Genomic DNA, 17,931 nt, shown 5'->3' on the forward strand with positions numbered 1-17,931 from the left:
CTCAGCCGATCCCCATCAGCGCAAGCGTCGCCCCGACCAGCGGATGGCCGTCTTCTCCCAGGGCCTCGACCGCGCTCATATGATGGCGGCCCGGCAGATCGACGGTGCCGATACGGGCCCCCGCAGCCGACCAGCGGCGGGCGAAATCCCGGCTCTGGCGATGGAATTCGGCCGATTCATCCCCGCCCACTGCCAGAACCAGCCGGGTATCCGGGCCCGGCACGGCAAAATGCGGGCTGGCAGCCCGTGCCGTGGCGGGGGTCAGGCCCAGCCGGGCGTTGATGGTGGTGCCGATCAGCGGCTCCAGGTCGAAGACGCCGCTGACCGCAACCCCGCCGGCGATCGGGGCGCCTTCGATTTCAGGGGCCTGCATGTGCCAGGGGGTCGCCGCCAGCTGGCCGACGATCTGCCCGCCCGCCGAATGGCCGGTGACCACGATCCGCCTGCGGTCGATGCCAAACACCGGGGCCAGACGCCAGAGCAGCAGCACCGCCTCTCGCGCTTCCACCGTGATGCCGGCAACCGTGGTCGCCGGGCAGAGCGTGTAGTCGACGACCGCCACCGCGGCACCACGGGCGATATAGGGCCGGGCCAGATGGGTGAAATCATCCCGCCCCATCGCCTGCCAATAGCCGCCATGGAAGAAGACCATCAGCGGCACAGGCGCCGCGCCCGGGTCTGACGCAGGCAGGATCAGATCCAGCAGCTGATCCGCCCGCCGGCCATAGACCAGCCCCCGCCGCAGAAGGCCCGCCCGTTCGAAATCCTGCCGCGCCGCTGCGGCCTCCGCCGCCCAGCGGGCGAAGATCCGGGCATGATCGGGCACGGCGGCACGGGCGTTGTATTCGCGTTCGGCATCGATGGCGGGGCGGGGTTCGAAATCGGTCATGGCTGCGGGAACATTCCAGGCGGTTCAACGGTATCGATCTACGATAACGTCCCGCGCGGCCGCTGGCTGCGGCGAAGTGGCACCAGAGGCTTTTCGGTGACCGGCCTTGCCGCTCCCGTCACCTGCGCCCATCTGACGCGGGCTCGCCTCATCAATGACGGAGCCTTCATGTTCGAGTGGATCGTGTCGACGGTATCGTCCGCCGGCTATGTCGGTGTCTTCCTGCTGATGGCGGCAGAGAACATCTTCCCCCCGATCCCCTCGGAGCTGATCATGCCGCTGGCAGGCTTCGTGGCGGCGCGCGGCGAGCTGGACATCATCGGCGTGATCGCCGCCGGTACGGCGGGATCGGTGGCCGGGACGATGCCCTGGTACTGGCTTGGCCGCGCCTTCGGCCTGGCCCGCATCCGTCACCTGGCCGGGCGCTGGGGGCGCTGGGCAACGGTTTCGCCAGACGAGGTGGACAAGGCCAATGGCTGGTTCGAGCGTCACGGCGGCAGCGCGGTTTTCTTCGGCCGGCTGATCCCGGCCATCCGCACCCTGATCTCGGTACCGGCCGGCATCGCCCGGATGCCGCTGCCCCGCTACCTGGCCTGGTCGATCGCGGGCTCCGCCATCTGGACATCGCTGCTGGCAGGCGCCGGCTATGCGCTGGAAAGCCAGTACAAGCTCGTCGCCGGCTACATGGATCCCGCCTCGAAGGTGATCATCGCGGCCATGGTGCTGTTCTATGTCTACCGCGTGGTAACCCGGCGGGGGTGATCCGCCGTCGCCTGCCGGTGCTGGCCACGGCCTCATCCCGGCTCTATCCTGCCCCTGCGTGAGAACAGGCGCGGGTCTGCCGCAGGCAGCCACGCAGCCGCATGAGGAGGATACGCGGATGGACGGGATCGGGGGGCGTTTTGTCGCCAACGGGCCGGTCAGGCTGCATGTGATCGAGGCAGGCCGGGGTGCGCCGGTGATCTTCGTGCATGAATTCGCCGGCGACCGGCGGAGCTGGGAGCCGCAGATGCGGCGTTTCGCCCGCAGCCACCGCGTCGTCGCCTATGACGCCCGCGGCTATCCGCCCTCCGATGTGCCCGAGGATCCTGAAGCCTATGGTCAGGAGATGGCCGTCGACGACATCCGGGCGGTGATGGATGGCCTTGGCATCGATCGCGCCCATCTGGTGGGATGCAGCATGGGCGGCTTCGCCGTGCTGCATTTCGGCCTGACCCACCCGGATCGCGCCCTGTCGATCACCGCGATCGGCGCGGGCTATGGCGCCGAGCCGGAGCTGCGCGAAAGTTTTGCGGCCAATTGCGAGGCAACGGCCGACCGGATCCTGACCGACGGGCTGGACGCGGCGGGGCGGAGCTATATGAACTCCCCCGGCCGGCGCCCCTTCGCCACCAAGGATCCGCGCGGCGCCGATGAAGCCTTCCGGGTGTTCCTGGACCATTCGCCGCTGGGCGCGGCGCTGACCCTGCGGCGCTATCAGGCGCGCCGGCCTTCGCTCTTCGCCCTGGAAGACCGTTTCCGGAACATGACGGTGCCGGTGCTGCTGATCGTGGGCGATACCGATACGCCCGCGATCCGCGCCAATCTGTTCCTGAAGGAAACGCTGCCCTCGGCCGGGCTGACCGTGCTGCCGATGACCGGCCATGCCGCCAATCTGGAAGAGCCGGAACTGGTCAATCGCCTGCTGGCCGATTTCTTTGCCGCCACGGAACATGGCCGGTGGCCGATCCGGGATGCGGCACAACCAGCCGATGACGGGGATCTCCTGGGCATGGGCGGCGGCCGCTGAACAGCCGCAGCCGGGCCCAGGCATTTCGCCCTTTCATTTGCATACCATTTGGTCAAAATTCGAGCGGTCCGGCGCGGCCGCTGCACATGCCGCGGGCAGGCACCGCCGATCACGCCCCGGGTCGCTTGAATTCCACGCGGCGGCCTGCGGTTTCGGCGGTACTGGCCCGGTCCTTGCGTTATCATGCAAGTTCCGCGACACCCTTCGGAGATCGCTCGTCCATGTTGCTCGCAAAGCTCAAGGCCGCGGCCGTTGCCGCTTCCGTCGCCCTGGCGGCCCTGACCGCGGCCGAGGCCTCGGCCGCCGACAAGATCAAGGTCGCCAGCGTCTACACCGTGCCGATCGAGCAGCAGTGGGTGAGCCGCATCCACATCGCCCTCGATGCCGCGGCCAAGCGCGGCGACATCGACTATGAATGGTCGGAATCGGTGTCGAATGCCGATTATGAGCGCGTGATGCGCGAATATGCCGAAAAGGGCGTCGACATGGTGGTCGGCGAGGCCTTCGCCGTGGAGCAGGCCGCCCGCCGCGTTGCCCGCGACTATCCGGAAACCGCCTTCCTGATGGGCTCGTCCTTCAAGCCGCAGGCCCCGAACTTCTCGGTCTTCGACAACTATATTCAGGAGCCGGCCTATCTGACCGGCATGATCGCGGGCGGCATGACGACGTCGAACGTGATCGGCGTGGTCGGCGGCTTCCCGATCCCCGAGGTCAACCGGCTGATGAACGCCTTCATGGCCGGCGCGCTGGAGGTCAATCCGGACGTCAAGTTCATGGTCAGCTTCATCGGCTCGTGGTTCGATCCGCCGAAGGCCAAGGAAGCCGCCTTCGCGATGATCGAGCGCAAGGCCGACGTGCTCTATGCCGAACGCTTCGGCGTGTCGGACGCCGCCAAGGAGCGCGGCGTTCTGGCGATCGGCAATGTGATCGACACCCAGGCCCAGTACCCCGACACCGTCGTTGCCTCGGCACTCTGGCACATGGAACCCACCATCGACGCGGCGATCGCAGCGGTGAAGGCCAAGAGCTTCAAGGCCGAGGATTACGGCCATTATTCCAACATGAAGCCGGGCGGCGCCTCGCTTGCCCCCTATGGCACCTTCGCGGACAAGATCCCCGCGGAGCTGAAGGCCAAGGTCGAGGCGAAGAAGGCGGCGATCCTGGATGGCAGCTTCACCGTCGAGGTGAACGACGCCGAGCCGAAGCCCACGATGTGAACCGCGACGCCCAGGCATGAACCATCTCGGGAGGGGCGGGCAACCGCCCCTCTCGCCATCCGGGATCACGGCGGCGACGTGCCTGAAACGCCACGGGCCGGAAACGCCACGGATCAGAAACGCGAAGGGCCTCATGACCAGACCTGCCGACCCGCCCCGGGCGGAGCTGCCCCCGACGGAACCATCCGGGGCGGCGCGGGCGCCGGAAACCGTGCTCCGGCTCTCGGGTATCACCAAGCGGTTCGGCGCGCTGACCGCCAATGACGCGATCGACCTGGATCTTCGCCGCGGCGAGATTCTGGCCCTGTTGGGCGAGAACGGCGCCGGCAAGACCACGCTGATGAGCATCCTGTTCGGCCATTACGTCGCCGATGAGGGAGCCATCGAGGTCTTCGGTCATCCTCTGGCCGCAGGCTCTCCCAAGGCGGCGATCGCGGCCGGTCTCGGCATGGTCCACCAGCATTTCACCCTGGCCGAGAACCTGTCGGTGCTCGACAACGTCACCATCGGCACCGAGGCGCTGTGGAAGCCCGGCCGCGACCGTGCCGGCGCCCGCCGCCGGATCGCGGAGCTGGGGCAGCGCTTCGGCCTGACGGTCGATCCCGATGCCCGGGTTGGCGCGCTGTCGGTGGGCGAGCGGCAGAAGGTCGAAATTCTGAAGGCGCTCTATCGTGACGCCCGGATCCTGATCCTGGACGAGCCTACCGCGGTGCTGACCCCGCAGGAAAGCGAACGCCTGTTCGTGACGCTCCGGGCCATGGTCACCGACGGGCTGTCGATCATCTTCATCAGCCACAAGCTGCCCGAGGTGATGGCGGTGAGCGACCGGGTCGCGGTGCTGCGCGCCGGCCGGATGATCGATCAGCGCCCGGCAGCCGGTCTCGACCGGGCGACGCTTGCCGAGCTGATGGTCGGCCGCAAGGTTGCCGGCCCCCGTCATACCGACGCGACGCCGGGCGCACCGGCCCTGATTTTCGACCGGATCACCGCCACCGGTGCCGGCGGCAAGCCGAAGCTGCACGAGGTGTCGCTCACCGTTCATGCCGGCGAGATCGTCGGCATCGCCGGCGTCTCGGGCAATGGCCAGTCTCTGCTGGCCGATCTGGTCGCCGGCATGGCCCGTGCAGAGGGCGGCCGGCTCACCGTTCTGGATCACGAGACGCGCAAGGCCGATCCGGCGGCGATGGTCCGACTGGGCGTCGGCCGCATCCCGGAAGACCGACATGCCGAGGGGCTGGTCGGCGACATGAATGTCTGGGAAAACGTCATCGCCGAACGGCGCAACCGTCCGGCCTTCTCGCGCTGGGGCTTCCTGCGCCGCGGCAAAGCCCGCGCCCATGCCGCCGATCTGGTGCGCGATTTCGAGGTGCGTTGCCCCTCGGTCGATGCAACCGTGCGTCAGCTTTCGGGCGGCAACATGCAGAAGCTGATCCTGGGCCGGGCACTCGCCCTGCATCCGGGGCTGATCCTGGCCAACCAGCCGACCCGCGGCCTGGATATCGGCGCGGTCGCCTATGTCCATCAGCGCCTGCTCGAAGCCCGTGACGGTGGCGCCGCGATCCTGCTGATTTCCGAGGATCTGGACGAGATCCTGGCCCTTTCCGACCGGGTGGCGGTCATCCATGCCGGCCACCTGACCCCCGCCCGCCCCAGGGCCGAGGTCACCGTCTCCGGTCTCGGCCTGCTGATGGCCGGCGCCGGCGATCCCCATCCGACCACGCCAGAGGCCGCCCATGCGTCTTGAACGCCGCGCCGAGACCCCGGCCGTCCTGTCGATGGCGGTGCCGGTGCTGGCACTGCTCGCCGCCTTCATCATCGGCGCCCTGCTGATCCTGATCTCGGGCGCCTCGGTGCCCGCCGCCTATGCCGCGATGGTCGACGGCGCCTTCGGCAGCCGGTTCGCGCTGACCGAAACCCTGACCCGCGCCGCACCGCTGATGCTGACCGGGCTTGCCGCCGCGGTCGCCTTCCGTGCCCGGCTGTGGAATATCGGCGCCGAGGGCCAGCTTTATGGCGGCGCGCTGGCGGCCGTCTGGATCGGCACGGCCCCGCTCGGCATTCCCGACGCCCTGCTGCTGCCGGCGGTGATCCTGGCCGGTGCCGTCGCGGGTGGCCTGCTGCTGCTGGGCCCCGCGGTGCTCAAGACCCGTTTCGGCGTCGACGAGGTGGTGACGACCCTGCTGCTCAACTTCATCGTGCTGCTCTTCGTCTCGATGATGATCGAAGGGCCGATGAAGGATCCGATGGCCATGGGCTGGCCGCAGAGCGAGACGCTGCCGATGGCGGCGGAACTGCCCCGGCTGATCCCGCGCACCCGCCTGCATGCCGGGCTGATCATGGCGCTGGTCGCGGCCGGGCTGATCTATGTGATGATGACCCGCACCGTGCTGGGCTTCGAGATGCGGGCGGTGGGCGCCAGCCCGCGGGCGGCCCGCTTCGCCGGCATGGGGGTCGGGCGGGTGATGCTGCTGGTCGCGCTGATCTCGGGCGGTCTCGCCGGCCTTGCGGGCGTGAGCGAGGTTGCCGGGCGCACGGGTTATCTGACGCTCGACATGTCGCCGGGCTATGGCACCGGCGGGGTGGTGGTCGCCATGCTGGCCCAGCTGCACCCGCTGGGTGTGGTGCTGGGCGCGCTGATGGTGGCCAGCATCTTCGTCGGCGCCGATGCGATGAGCCGGGCGGTGGGGGTGCCGACCTATATCGCCGACGTTCTGGTCGCCGTGTCGCTGCTCTGCATGCTGACCGCCATGCTCTTCGCCCGTTACCGCCTGCGCCGCGGCTGATCCGGAGGGTCACGATCCCATGGAATTCATCGACCTTCTGATCTCAGCCGGCCTCTGGGCCACGGTGCTGCGCATCGCCACCCCCCTGATCTTCGGCACGCTGGGCGAGTTGATCTGCGAACGGGCCGGCGTGCTCAATCTGGGCATCGAGGGCATCATGACCATGGGCGCCATGGTCGGCTGGATGGCGGTTTTCCAGGGGGCCGATCTCTGGACCGGCATCGCGGTCGCGGCTGCGGCCGGCCTGCTGGTCGGCCTGCTCCACGGCCTGCTGACCGTACCGCTCGGCCTGTCGCAGCATGTCACCGGCCTTGGCATCACCATGCTCGCAACCAGCCTGTCCTATTTCGCCTATCGCCTGCTGCTGCCCGAGACCACGACCCCGCCCTCGATCACCCCCTTCGCGCCGCTGGGCGACGGCTGGTGGCAGGCTGTGCCCTGGCTGGGCGAGGTGATCGGCCAGCAGACCGCCCCCACCCTGCTGGCGCTGGCCCTGGTTGCGCTGGTCGCCTGGGTGCTCTATCGCACCCCTGCCGGCCTTGCGGTGCGGATGGTGGGCGAAAACCCGGCGGCGGCCGATGCCCAGGGCATTTCGGTCACCGGCGTGCGGCTGATGGCGGTGATGGTCGGCTCGGCCCTGATGGCGGTGGGCGGCGCCTTCCTGACGCTGTCCGCCTTCAACGCCTTCTTCTTCAACATGATGGGCGGGCGCGGCTGGATCTGCATCGCGCTGGTGGTCTTCGCCTCGTGGCGGCCGGGCAAGGCCCTGCTCGGCGCGCTGCTCTTCGCCTTCTTCGACGCCCTGCAGACCCGCCTGCAGCAGATGACCGGTGGCGCCCTGCCCTATCAGCTGTTCCTGATGCTGCCCTATCTGCTCAGCATCCTGGCGCTGGTGGTGATGTCGCGCCGTGCCGCCTATCCCCAGGCACTGATGGTGCCCTTCCGCAAGGGAGAACGTTGAGCCATGTCCCTCGACCTGCTGATCCTGAATGCCCGCCTGCCCCAGGGCGGCACACCCGTCGACATCGCAGTCCGGGACGGGCGGATCGTCGAGGTGGCGCCCGGCATCGCGGCCCGCGGCACCCAGGCGGCCGAGACGATCGACGCGGCCGGCAATCTGGTCTCTCCGCCCTTCGTCGACGCCCATTTCCACATGGATTCGACCCTCTCCTACGGCATGCCGCGGGTGAACCGGTCGGGCACGCTGCTGGAGGGCATCGCCCTCTGGAACGAGCTGAAGCCGCATCTGACCCATGAAGCACTGGTCGAGCGGGCGCTCGTCTATTGCGACTGGGCCATCGCCCGCGGCCTGCTCGCCATCCGCAGCCATGTCGACGTCTGCGATCCGCGCCTGCTCGCGGTCGACGCGTTGCTGGAGGTGAAGGCGAAGGTCGCCCCCTATATCGACCTGCAGCTGGTCGCCTTCCCCCAGGACGGACTCTATCGCCGGCCGGGATCGGAAGCGCTGCTGATCGCGGCGCTGGACCGGGGTGTGGACGTGGTCGGCGGCATCCCGCATTTCGAGCGCACCATGGCCGAAGGTGCCGCAAGCGTGCGCCGGCTCTGCGAGATTGCAGCGGAACGTGGGCTCAGGGTCGACATGCATTGCGACGAAAGCGACGACCCGCTCTCGCGCCATGTCGAGACACTGGCCTATGAAACCCAGCGGCTGGGGCTGCACGGCCGGGTGACCGGCTCGCACCTCACCTCCATGCATTCGATGGACAATTACTACGTCTCGAAGCTGATCGCGCTGATGGCCGAGGCGGATCTGGGGGCGATCGCCAACCCGCTGATCAACATCACGCTTCAGGGCCGCCACGATACCTATCCCAAGCGCCGGGGCATGACCCGGGTGCCGGAACTGATGGCGGCCGGGCTGACCGTCGCCTTCGGCCAGGACTGTGCCATGGACCCCTGGTATCCGCTGGGCTCGGGCGACATGCTCAACGTCGCCGCCATGGGTCTGCATGTCGCCCAGATGACCGGGCTCGACCAGATGCGGAGCTGCTTCGACGCCGTCACCACCAACCCGGCCCGGCTGCTGGGTCTGGAGGGCTATGGCCTGGCCGCCGGCTGCCGCGCCGATATGGTGATCCTGGATGCGGGCGACCCGGTGGAGGCGCTGCGCCTCAGCGCCACCCGCCTCTCTGTGATCCGGGCCGGCCGCGTCATCGCCCGCACGGCCCCCGCCGAGACCATGCTGATGCTGGGCGACGAGACCCGGACCACGCGGTGCCGGCTGGGGCGGGGCTGACGCTACCGGCCTGATCTGCGCCCTTCGGATGCCGTCTTCACCGGCGGCATGGCATGCGCAGGGGGACCGCTCTATATTGTGAGATGACGGCGACAGACAGGGAGTCTCAGGGTTTCATGGTCGCATCCCGCAAGCAGAGTTCGGCTCCGCCGTCCGAGACGACCGGCCTGCGCGGCCATGTGAGTGAGACGGGGCGGCTCCAGCTTCCCGCAGAACTGCGTCGTGCCGTCGGCCTCGAACGGGGCGGGCCCGTACGGCTTGAAATCGTCGATGGTTCGATCAGGATCCAGACCATGAAGGACGTGAAGGAGCACATCCGGGCCCTGGCACGCGACAGCGGCCTGAGCGACAAAGCCAGCGTTGCCGATTTCCTGAACTGGCGAGAGAAGGAGCGTCAGCAAGAAACGGGCGAGGCGGACGACGCGTGATCGTCGTCGACGCCTCCGCAATCCTGGCCGCCATTCTCGGCGAGACGGGTGGCGATCGTGTTTTCGATCATCTGGACGCCGCGCTGGTCAGTTCTGTCAATGTCGCCGAGGTCTATACCTATGCGACGGTCAATCGTCTTCCCGTCAGCGCAATCGACGCGTTTTTCACGGAAACCGGGATCAACGTCGTCGCCTTCGATCACGCCCAGGCCGTGCTGAGCGGGCAGCTGGCGGACATCACCCGCAAGAGCGGACTGTCGCTCGGCGACCGGTCCTGTCTCGCCCTCGCAAAAATGCAGGCGGCCGAGGTACTGACCGCCGATCGGGCTTGGCAGCGATGTGCCGGCGCGCTCGGGCTGACGATCACGCTCCTCAGGTGACGTCTCAGGTCGCCGCACTCCGGTTCTGCGCCGCGCGGGCCCGGGCGATGCTCTCGAAGGTCTCAAGCAGGTCGGGGTCGCGGCGCATCAGCCGGCGGAAATCGTCGGCATCCAGAAACAGCAGCTGGCAATAGCCGAGGGCGGCGATTTCGGCACTGCGCGGACGGTTGTCGAGCAGGGCCATCTCGCCGAAGAAGTCGCCACGGCCCAGTCGGATGCGGCGATCCTCGATCCGGACCTCGACGGCACCCGACGAGATGAAGTAGACGCCGTCGCCCTTATCCCCCTGTCGGAAGATGATCGTGCGCGGCAGCACGAAAACCGGCCGGAGCAGCTGGCGGACCCGCGCCCGCAGCTCGTCGCCCAGATCGCCGAACAGCGGCAGGCGGCGCATCAGCTCGTCGGTGTCGAGGCCCAGATCCAGCCGGGGCAGATCGTCCCGGCGCGACTGGGCCTGGGTGACGCCGCGATAGAGATCGTCGTAAAGCTCGGCATCGAGCAGGCCTTCCTGGGCGAGCGTGTCATAGCGCGCAAGCTCGTGCCGCTCGGCCATCCGGGCCAGAAAACGCCGCTCCAGCGCCTCGGCATAATCGGGATACTGCAGACGCATGGCATCCAGCGCACCCGCCACCTGCCGGGCGCGGCCGTCGAGCATGTCGGCGATCAACTCGGCAATGCGCCGGCCCAGCATCGGCCGGATCCGCTCGTCGACATAGGGCCGCAACTCCTGGATCGCCAGGCGGAAGGCGAGCAGCATTTCGAAACGGTTGGCGAGCCGGCGGGCGAGCGGCCGGTCCATGCGCAACCGGCGGTGCAGCCAATAGGCGAAGCGGAAGCCGCGTTCGAAATCGAGCGCGGTACGCACCACGCGCATGTAGCCGAGACGGCCCTCGTTGCGCCCGCCTTCGAGCAGGGCCTCGGTCAATCGCAGCAGCCGGTCGACGGTGGCGGTGGACAGGGTCCGCCGATCGTGCAGGTCCAGGATCAGGCCGCGCTCGCGCACCGCCAGCGCCACCAGCCCCACCCCCAGCCGCTCGCGATCGGCGATCTCGGCTTCGACATCGGTGTCGCTGGTCACCTGATCGGCCCGGCGGGCATAGGATTGGGCGATCTCGCGCACCACGCTGGGGCTGACGTCATAGCGCCGACCGGCCTCTTCGACCGCGCCACGAACATCGGTCAGCGACAGGGCCAGCACCTGACGGCGCAGCACCTCGCCCACCGGCGACAGCCGGTCGAGCCCCAGCCACGAGATCAGCGGCCGGAGCGTGGTGCCGTTCACGAACAGGGTGAAGAGCACATAGCCGGTGGCGGTGACCGCCACGAAGCGCTTGAGACCATCGGAAAGCCCCGGCGCCTCGACCACACCCAGTGCCAGAACCAGGGTCAGCGCACCGCGCAACCCACCCCAGAGGATCACCGCCCTGTAGCGATGGGTCACCCGGGTGGACAGCTTCAGCATGCTGAGCACCGGCAGCAGCAGCCAGAGCGTGATCGCCCGGCCGATCAGGGCAAAGATCGCCAGCGCCAGAATGGTCAGCACGTCGTAGACGTCGACATCGGCCATCAGCCGGGGAACGACCAGGGCTGCCAGGACGAAGATCATCGATCCGGCCCAGAATGCGATCTGATCCCAGACCGCGAGCAGGTGGCGCCAGTTCTCGGGAGAGATATGTGCCCGCCCCTGGGCCGAGACGACCAGCCCTGCCACCACGGCCGCGACCACACCCGAAACCCCGATGCCGTATTCGCCGGTGACGAAGATGATATAGGCTGCCGCCACGGTCAGCGTCGCCTCGGCCGGCTTGATGTCATCGAGCAGCGGCAGCAGCACCACCACCAGCCGGCCGGTTGCAAGCCCGAACAGGGCACCGCCGATCAGGCCGATGCCGAGATCGCTCAGGGCCTGCCAGGCCATGTCGGCATTGGGTTCTTCGATGCCGGTGGCACGGGCGGTCACCAGCGCGCCCATCAGCACGGTGAAGAGGGCGATGGCAGTGGCGTCGTTGAGAATGCTCTCCCCCTCGACCAGCCGGGTGAGGCGGCCGGGGGCACCGATGTCGCGGAAGATGGCGACCACCGCCGCCGGATCGGTGGTGGCGACGATCGCACCAAGCAGCAGACAGCCCAGGATGGGAACGCCGAACACCGCGGAAAGCCCGAGACCGATCGAGGCGGTGGTCAACACCACCGCCACCACGGCGAGAAGCAGGATCGGTGCAATGTCTTCCACCAGCCGCCGCACATCGATGGTAAGGGCTGTCTGGAACAGGAGCAGCGGCAGGAAGATGGTGATGACCGTCTGACTCTCGATCCTGAGATAGACGACGGCCCGGGCGGCTTCGTTAAAGACGTCGGTGAAGGATGTGAAGAGAAGGAACGCGGCCAGGGCACCGATCGCCACACCGACGGCCGCCAGCAGAACGTTCGAAGCCACGCCCAGGCGACGGGCGAGCGGTTGTATACCTGCAATGATGACCAGCAAAACGGCGAGCGTCAGTACCAGTCCCGTAATTCCGCCCGTCGTCACCCGTCTCTCTCCCGCATCGGCCGTCCGAACATTGCCGGATCATAGCAGAAACCGACCGGCATCGCGGTAACCAGTCTGTGACGGCTCGTGCATCACGTCGTCCGACGGGTGTTCCGTCAGGATGCGGTCCCGATGCCATAGGCAATGATCCCGCCGAGCGTCAGCCAGGTGGAGGCGCCGGCCATGCTGCCCGGATCGGGCGGGGACGTGCCGCCCGCCACGAGATCCAGATCCTCGTCGTCGAATTCGAGGTCTTCGACGGCCTGCCTCCGCGTGACGGTCGCCGACGCCGGATCGGGCAGAATGAGATCGATCAGGCCCGGTTCGGCGTCGATCACATCGACGATGAGGCCGGCAGCAATATCAACGCCCTGGCCTCTCAACATCGCGACCGGCGCCACCCGCAGATCGGCCCGGAAGACCGGATCCGTTGCCGCACGCCACATCGCGGTCTCAAGCGGCCCCAGCCCCCCCGGCACGGGTGCATCGGTGAAGGGCGGCAGCGTCAGCAGCAGACGCCCGCGCCGCGGCCTGTGGACCCTCAGCCGGGCGCCGGCGGGCAGCACGACCCCCATGGTGGCCAGCGCTGCGGCGGGGTCCGACAGGAACAGGTCGTGATAGCCGTCATCGGTCGCCGCACGCGCCAGGGCGGCGCGCAGCACGTCCGGATCGGGCAGGACGAATGGCTGGACGGTCATGCGGCACCCCGGCGCGGGTGGTGATGGCGAGTACGACGGCAGGCGAAGAATGAGACACCGGCCGGAAGAGCGGCCCCCGTACGGATATGTGACCATGACAGCGCATGGCCGGGTACGACCAGTGATCCCGCGCCGCCGATCAATCGCGGTTGATCGCGTCGCACGGTATCCCTGGCTTCTGCACGTGCAGGGGCAGGAGAAGACCTGCATCGTCGTCTGCACGACAGATGGTTCCTATGCGTCCCGAGGTGACCCGCATGCCAGGTCCGCGCCGCTATCCGGAGGCCGCTCTCTCCCGCTATCTCTCCAGCGGAATCCATGCGGTGCACGGCTGGCTTGACGACTTCAGCGCCGAAGCGATCGCAAAGCTCGGCGAGGCCCAGACCGATCACGGCCTGTCGGGGGCCGTGGCCGAAATCGGCGTGCATCACGGCAAGCTCTTTCTGCTGCTGCAGCTGGTCACCCGGACCGACGAGAAGGGCCTGGCGATCGATCTGTTCGAACAGCAGGAGCTGAACATCGACCGGTCCGGCCAGGGCGACCGCGGGCGGTTCATCGAAAATCTGCGCAAGCACTGCGGCGGCGAGGACGGGATGGTCATCCGGGCTGCCAGCTCCACCGACGTGACCGCCGGCGAGATCAGGGCCACCGTCGGTCCCGTGCGCCTGTTCAGTGTCGATGGCGGCCATACCGAAGCGCTGACCGCCAATGATCTGAAGCTGGCCGCAGGGTCTCTGGTCGAGGGCGGCATCGTGGTCCTCGACGACCACTTCAACCCCTACTGGCCCGATGTGGCCGCCGGGCTCGGCCGCCACATCTTCGTCGACCAGTCACCGCTCAGGCCCTTTGCGATCACGCCCGGCAAGGTGTTCCTCTGCCATCCGGACTGGTCGGCCACCTGGCGCGATGCCCTCGTCAAAGCTTTCCCGACCGCCCATGAAAAGCAGAGCGAAATGTACGGCGCCCCGGTCGAGATTCTGGGCATCGGGCGGTTTTCGCTGCGGGCCGAGGCCGACCGCCATCTCTGGCAGGTCAAGGCCTATGTGAAGGCGCGGCCGGCGCTGGCGTCGCTTGCCCGCAAGCTGACCGGCCGCAATTGAAGACGCCGCCCCCGGCTGCCGTCACCGCATGGTCGATGGCAGCCAGAGGGCGATGTCGGGCCAGATCATGACCAGGACCAGACCGATCACCATCAGGAACACATAAGGGCCGACGCCGCGGATCACCTCTCCCATCGGCGCCTTGGCAATCGCCTTGATGGTGAACAGGTTCATGCCCACCGGCGGCGTGATCAGCGCCAGTTCCAGGTTGATGGTCAACAGAATGCCGTACCAGATCGGGTTGATGCCCAGATGGGCCATCACCGGCAGGACGACCGGCGTGGTGATCAGGATGATCGAGATCGTCTCCAGGAACATGCCGAGGAGCGCGATCAGCACCATCATCGCGATCAGGAAACCGGCGACGCCCACATCCCAATGGACCACCAGTTCGACGATCTGCTGCGGCACGCGCATCTTGGTCAGCACATGGCCGAAGACGCCGGCAGCCGCCAGAATCATGAACAGCATGGCCGAGGTGCGGACCGCATCCATCGCCGAGGCCCAGAGGTCGCGCAGGCCGAAATTGCGATAGATGACGGCCGAGACGACCAGCGCCGCCAGCGCACCGGCCGCCGCCGCCTCGGTGGCCGTGAAGACGCCCGCATACATGCCGCCCAGCACGAAGACCGGCAGCGACAGGGCCCAGCCCGATTTGCGCAGCGCCCGACCCATCTCTCCCAGCGACGCCCGCGGCTGGCGGAGCGTGCCGCGATCATTGACCGCGCACCAGACGGCGAAGAGCACCGCGATCATCAGCCCGGGCAGGATGCCGGCCATGAACAGGCCGCCGATCGAGGTGTCGCTGATCACGCCATAAAGCACCATCGGCCCCGAGGGCGGGATCAGGATGCCGAGCGTGCCGCCGGCAGCCACCACGCCATAAGCGACGCGCGGTTTGTAGCCGTAATGGATCATCTGCGGGATGGCCACGGCGCCCACGGTCAGCGCAGTGGCGATGCTGGAGCCCGAAATGGCCGCGAAGATGGTGCAGGCGAAGACCGTGGCGATACCGATGCCGCCGGGCAGATGCCGGAGCAGGGTATGGGCGGTGCCGTAGAGATCGTCCACCACCCGGCCGCGGATCATGATATGGGCCATCAGGGTGAAGAGCGGGATCGCGACCAGCAGATAGCTGTCCAGCTGGCCGAACACCACTTCGCCCAGCGCGCCGAGGTCGCCCTGGGTCACCAGCAGCAGCCCGCCGGCGAACAGGCCGAGCCCGGTGAAGACCGGCAGACCGGTCAGCAGCACCAGCACCACACCGGTCAGGATGAGCAGGAAGGTCATGGACGCGGGCCTCCCTCTGCCGATGCCGCGGGCTCACCCGCCTCGTCGACCGGGGACAGCCCGGCCGCCATGCGGGCAAGACCACCAAGTGCCCCCAGCAGCAGCAGGATGCCGCCGATCCCGACGAAAGCCTGAGGATATTCCATCGGCATGGCGAGATAGCCGGTCGAGACGATGCCGATCATCCGCGTGAAAGAGACCATCTCCCAGGCTTCGATGATCAGGATCACGCCGACGATGCCGACCGCGACCAGCCCCGCCGCCGCAACCGCGGCGCCGGCCCGGCGCCCCAGCCGCTGGGTCAGCACGTCGACCGAGATGTGTTCGCCGCGGCGCAGCGCATCGAGTGCACCGAGCATGACGATCGCCACCAGCCCGTAGCCGACCAGTTCGTCGGTCCAGACCACAGGCCGGCCGGCGAAATAGCGCTGAATGATCGACCAGCAGATCAGCACGAAGGCCGTCAGCAGCATCACCGCCGCGATCCCGGCGGCCAGAAGCGAGATCACGCGCACCACCCGGTCGAAACCGAGCAGCAGGCGGGCGAGACCACCCGCGACCACCGGGGACGGTGGCGGCGGGCGGTGACCGGTCGGTTCGTGCGACATCGGCCGGGACGGTCCCCTGTCGTCTCCGCTCAGAGCGCGTTGACGAGGTCGACGAGCTTCGCCGCGTCGGGGCTGGACGCCTTGAAGGCCTCCATCACCGGCGGCAGCATCACGGCTTCGAAAGCAGCCGCCTCTTCCGGGGTCTGGACATGAATGGTCATGCCCTTCTCCTGAAGATCGCGGATGGCGGCTTCGGCCGTCTTCTCGGTCAGCGGAATCGAGGCCGCCTCGGCCGACTTCGCGGCATCGTCGACCACCTTGCGCAGCTCCGGCGCCAGGCCGTCATGCCAGGACGGGTTGACGTAGAGATGGAAGTAGACGCTGAAGAAGGGCGAGACCGTGCCGTATTTCTGCACCTCGTAGAACCGGCGGCTGAAGGCGGCCGACACGTCGGTCAGGCCGGCATCGATCACGCCGGTCTGCAGCGCCTGATAGACTTCCGAGCCCGGCATCGCCGCCGGTGCAGCACCAGCGGCGATCAGCCCCTCGTCGACCAGCTTGTTCAGGCCGCGGATCTTCACGCCCTTGAAATCATCGACCGCGATCAACGGCTTGGAGGCCGAGGTGAAAATCGACTGGCGGGTGGTATAGAACCAGGCGATGTTGCGCACGCCCTTTTCGAGCAGCTTCTCATTCAGCAGCGCCTCGGCAGGCGAGCCTGGAAACTTCTCGATCCGCTCCAGCTTCGTGAAGAAGTAGGGCAGCGTGACGACATTCATTTCCGGGATGGTGTTGCCCCACTGGAAATTGGTCGACACCGCCGCCTCGACCTGGCCGCGCGCCACCGCCGGATGATTCTGATTGGCCTTGTAGGCCTGCTCGGCGCCGAAGATCTGGACGTCGATGGCCCCCTGACTCTTCGCCTCAACATCGGCCGCGAACTGGTCGATCAGCTGCGCGATGTGATGCGCGGGCGGCAGCTGGTGGCTGATCCGCATCACCACCGGATCGGCGGCCTCGGCACCCTGGCCGGCGACCAGTGCCACGGCGAAGGCCGCAGCCGAAAGAAGGCCCGCGAAATGCTTGCGCAGCAGCCGCTTTGCGGCCGGCGACCGGGTGTCGGCAGGCATGGTCATGGCGTTTCGTCTCCCCTTGGATCGTCTCGTTGATCGTCTGAAATAAGGGCCGGTCACGGGTCCGGCCGCAGGCGGGCCGGTTACCGCAGCCCCGTCGTCAATCCGCCTCGGTCCCATCGAGGACGGCAAACCCGCGCACCGCGAAGCCGCGGCGCTGTGTCTTCAGGGCATCGAGCAGCCGGTCGCGGCCATGGCGGACATGCGACTGGATGGCGGCGGCCGCCGCCTCTCCGTCCCCGGCCTTCACCAGTTCCACGATGCGTTCATGCTCGATGAAGGCGCGCTCGCGCCCGCCGGTCGACCAGATCTCCAGCCAGCGACCGCGCGCGATGCGGGTCATCACATCGTCGATCGCGCGCACGAAGAAGGCATTGCCGGCAAGCCGCGCCAGTTCGACATGGAAGGCGATGCCGATATCGAACCACTCGTCGCTGGAGGTGTCCCGGACCTCGGGCAGGATCAGCGGTTCGATGCCCGACAGGTCGAGCGCATCGGCACGCGCGGCGGCAAGCCGGACGACCGTGGTCTCGATGGTCTCGCGGAAGACATAGGCCTGCTCGATTTCGCCGATATCGATCGGCGTCACCACATAGCCGCGGCCCTGTCGCTGCACCAGCCCCTCGCCCTCCAGCCGGACCAGGGCCGAGCGCACCGGCGTGCGCGACGCCGCCAGCCGCCCTTCCAGCCAGCGCTCCGAAATCGCCTCGCCGGGCCGCAACTCCACGCCCAGGATCGCATCGCGCAGCGACTGGTACACGGATTGGGTCTGGGTGAGGCTGGGGCTGCGGTCGCGTGTCGCGGTCATCGGAGTCCGGCTTCGCTGGGGGCGTTGCTCAGAGAGTGGTATACCATCTGCCGGTCGCGCAAGGGAATTCGCCGGAGAACC

Annotated in this window: 17 protein-coding genes; 10 read left to right on the forward strand and 7 right to left on the reverse strand. The window is 67.9% G+C overall.

Annotated elements, in window-relative coordinates; all coding sequences use genetic code 11:
* Window position 1: 1 nt before the first annotated feature.
* Window positions 2-889, reverse strand: coding sequence for an alpha/beta hydrolase (locus P7L68_RS22610; protein WP_372001877.1), 888 nt, complete (start codon window positions 887-889; stop codon window positions 2-4).
* Between the two features lie 168 nt (window positions 890-1,057).
* Between P7L68_RS22610 and P7L68_RS22615 the strand changes: the two genes are divergently transcribed.
* From P7L68_RS22615 to P7L68_RS22655, 9 genes are all read left to right on the forward strand, one after another.
* Window positions 1,058-1,651, forward strand: a complete 594-nt coding sequence (locus P7L68_RS22615) for a DedA family protein (RefSeq protein WP_372001879.1) — start codon at window positions 1,058-1,060, stop codon at window positions 1,649-1,651.
* A gap of 118 nt (window positions 1,652-1,769) precedes the next feature.
* On the forward strand, window positions 1,770-2,678 hold the full coding sequence (locus P7L68_RS22620; RefSeq protein WP_372001882.1) for an alpha/beta fold hydrolase: 909 nt from the start codon (window positions 1,770-1,772) through the stop codon (window positions 2,676-2,678).
* Between the two features lie 221 nt (window positions 2,679-2,899).
* Window positions 2,900-3,895, forward strand: coding sequence for a BMP family protein (locus P7L68_RS22625; RefSeq protein ID WP_372001884.1), 996 nt, complete (start codon window positions 2,900-2,902; stop codon window positions 3,893-3,895).
* Between the two features lie 133 nt (window positions 3,896-4,028).
* Window positions 4,029-5,639: an ABC transporter ATP-binding protein gene (locus P7L68_RS22630; protein ID WP_372001886.1), complete on the forward strand. Its 1,611-nt coding sequence runs from the start codon at window positions 4,029-4,031 to the stop codon at window positions 5,637-5,639.
* Window positions 5,629-6,678, forward strand: a complete 1,050-nt coding sequence (locus P7L68_RS22635) for an ABC transporter permease (RefSeq protein WP_372001888.1) — start codon at window positions 5,629-5,631, stop codon at window positions 6,676-6,678. The genes P7L68_RS22630 and P7L68_RS22635 overlap by 11 nt, the downstream gene beginning before the upstream one ends.
* Before the next feature lie 19 nt (window positions 6,679-6,697).
* Window positions 6,698-7,639: an ABC transporter permease gene (locus P7L68_RS22640; protein ID WP_372001890.1), complete on the forward strand. Its 942-nt coding sequence runs from the start codon at window positions 6,698-6,700 to the stop codon at window positions 7,637-7,639.
* 3 nt (window positions 7,640-7,642) lie between these two features.
* Window positions 7,643-8,935, forward strand: a complete 1,293-nt coding sequence (locus P7L68_RS22645) for an amidohydrolase family protein (protein WP_372001892.1) — start codon at window positions 7,643-7,645, stop codon at window positions 8,933-8,935.
* A 116-nt stretch (window positions 8,936-9,051) separates the two neighbouring features.
* Complete coding sequence (locus tag P7L68_RS22650; protein ID WP_014744190.1) at window positions 9,052-9,363, forward strand: AbrB/MazE/SpoVT family DNA-binding domain-containing protein; 312 nt, start codon at window positions 9,052-9,054, stop codon at window positions 9,361-9,363.
* Window positions 9,360-9,743 (forward strand): type II toxin-antitoxin system VapC family toxin, encoded by a 384-nt coding sequence (locus P7L68_RS22655; RefSeq protein WP_372001894.1) that lies wholly within the window; start codon window positions 9,360-9,362, stop codon window positions 9,741-9,743. Before P7L68_RS22650 ends, P7L68_RS22655 begins: the two co-directional genes overlap by 4 nt.
* Window positions 9,744-9,747: 4 nt before the next feature.
* Here P7L68_RS22655 and P7L68_RS22660 read toward each other — a convergent pair whose 3' ends face one another.
* Together P7L68_RS22660 and P7L68_RS22665 are read right to left on the reverse strand one after the other, a co-directional pair.
* Window positions 9,748-12,273, reverse strand: coding sequence for a cation:proton antiporter (locus P7L68_RS22660; protein ID WP_372001896.1), 2,526 nt, complete (start codon window positions 12,271-12,273; stop codon window positions 9,748-9,750).
* A 116-nt stretch (window positions 12,274-12,389) separates the two neighbouring features.
* The gene (locus P7L68_RS22665; RefSeq protein WP_372001898.1) at window positions 12,390-12,971 is read right to left on the reverse strand and encodes a hypothetical protein; all 582 of its coding nucleotides are present in this window, start codon (window positions 12,969-12,971) and stop codon (window positions 12,390-12,392) included.
* A 257-nt stretch (window positions 12,972-13,228) separates the two neighbouring features.
* Here P7L68_RS22665 and P7L68_RS22670 point away from each other — a divergent pair, with 257 nt between their 5' ends.
* Window positions 13,229-14,071, forward strand: coding sequence for a class I SAM-dependent methyltransferase (locus P7L68_RS22670; RefSeq protein WP_372001900.1), 843 nt, complete (start codon window positions 13,229-13,231; stop codon window positions 14,069-14,071).
* A gap of 21 nt (window positions 14,072-14,092) precedes the next feature.
* On the opposite strand, the gene P7L68_RS22675 is transcribed toward P7L68_RS22670, so the two are convergent.
* The 4 genes from P7L68_RS22675 to P7L68_RS22690 form a co-directional block, all read right to left on the reverse strand.
* The gene (locus P7L68_RS22675; protein WP_372001902.1) at window positions 14,093-15,361 is read right to left on the reverse strand and encodes a TRAP transporter large permease; all 1,269 of its coding nucleotides are present in this window, start codon (window positions 15,359-15,361) and stop codon (window positions 14,093-14,095) included.
* Entirely contained in the window at window positions 15,358-15,969 is a 612-nt protein-coding gene (locus P7L68_RS22680) for a TRAP transporter small permease (protein ID WP_372001903.1), read from the reverse strand. The genes P7L68_RS22675 and P7L68_RS22680 overlap by 4 nt, the downstream gene beginning before the upstream one ends.
* A gap of 29 nt (window positions 15,970-15,998) precedes the next feature.
* Complete coding sequence (gene dctP, locus P7L68_RS22685; protein WP_372001906.1) at window positions 15,999-17,045, reverse strand: TRAP transporter substrate-binding protein DctP; 1,047 nt, start codon at window positions 17,043-17,045, stop codon at window positions 15,999-16,001.
* A 97-nt stretch (window positions 17,046-17,142) separates the two neighbouring features.
* Complete coding sequence (locus P7L68_RS22690) at window positions 17,143-17,850, reverse strand: GntR family transcriptional regulator (protein WP_014744182.1); 708 nt, start codon at window positions 17,848-17,850, stop codon at window positions 17,143-17,145.
* Window positions 17,851-17,931 lie beyond the last annotated feature (81 nt).

It is taken from the genome of Tistrella mobilis (assembly GCF_041468085.1).
Taxonomy (GTDB): Bacteria; Pseudomonadota; Alphaproteobacteria; order Tistrellales; family Tistrellaceae; genus Tistrella; species Tistrella mobilis_A.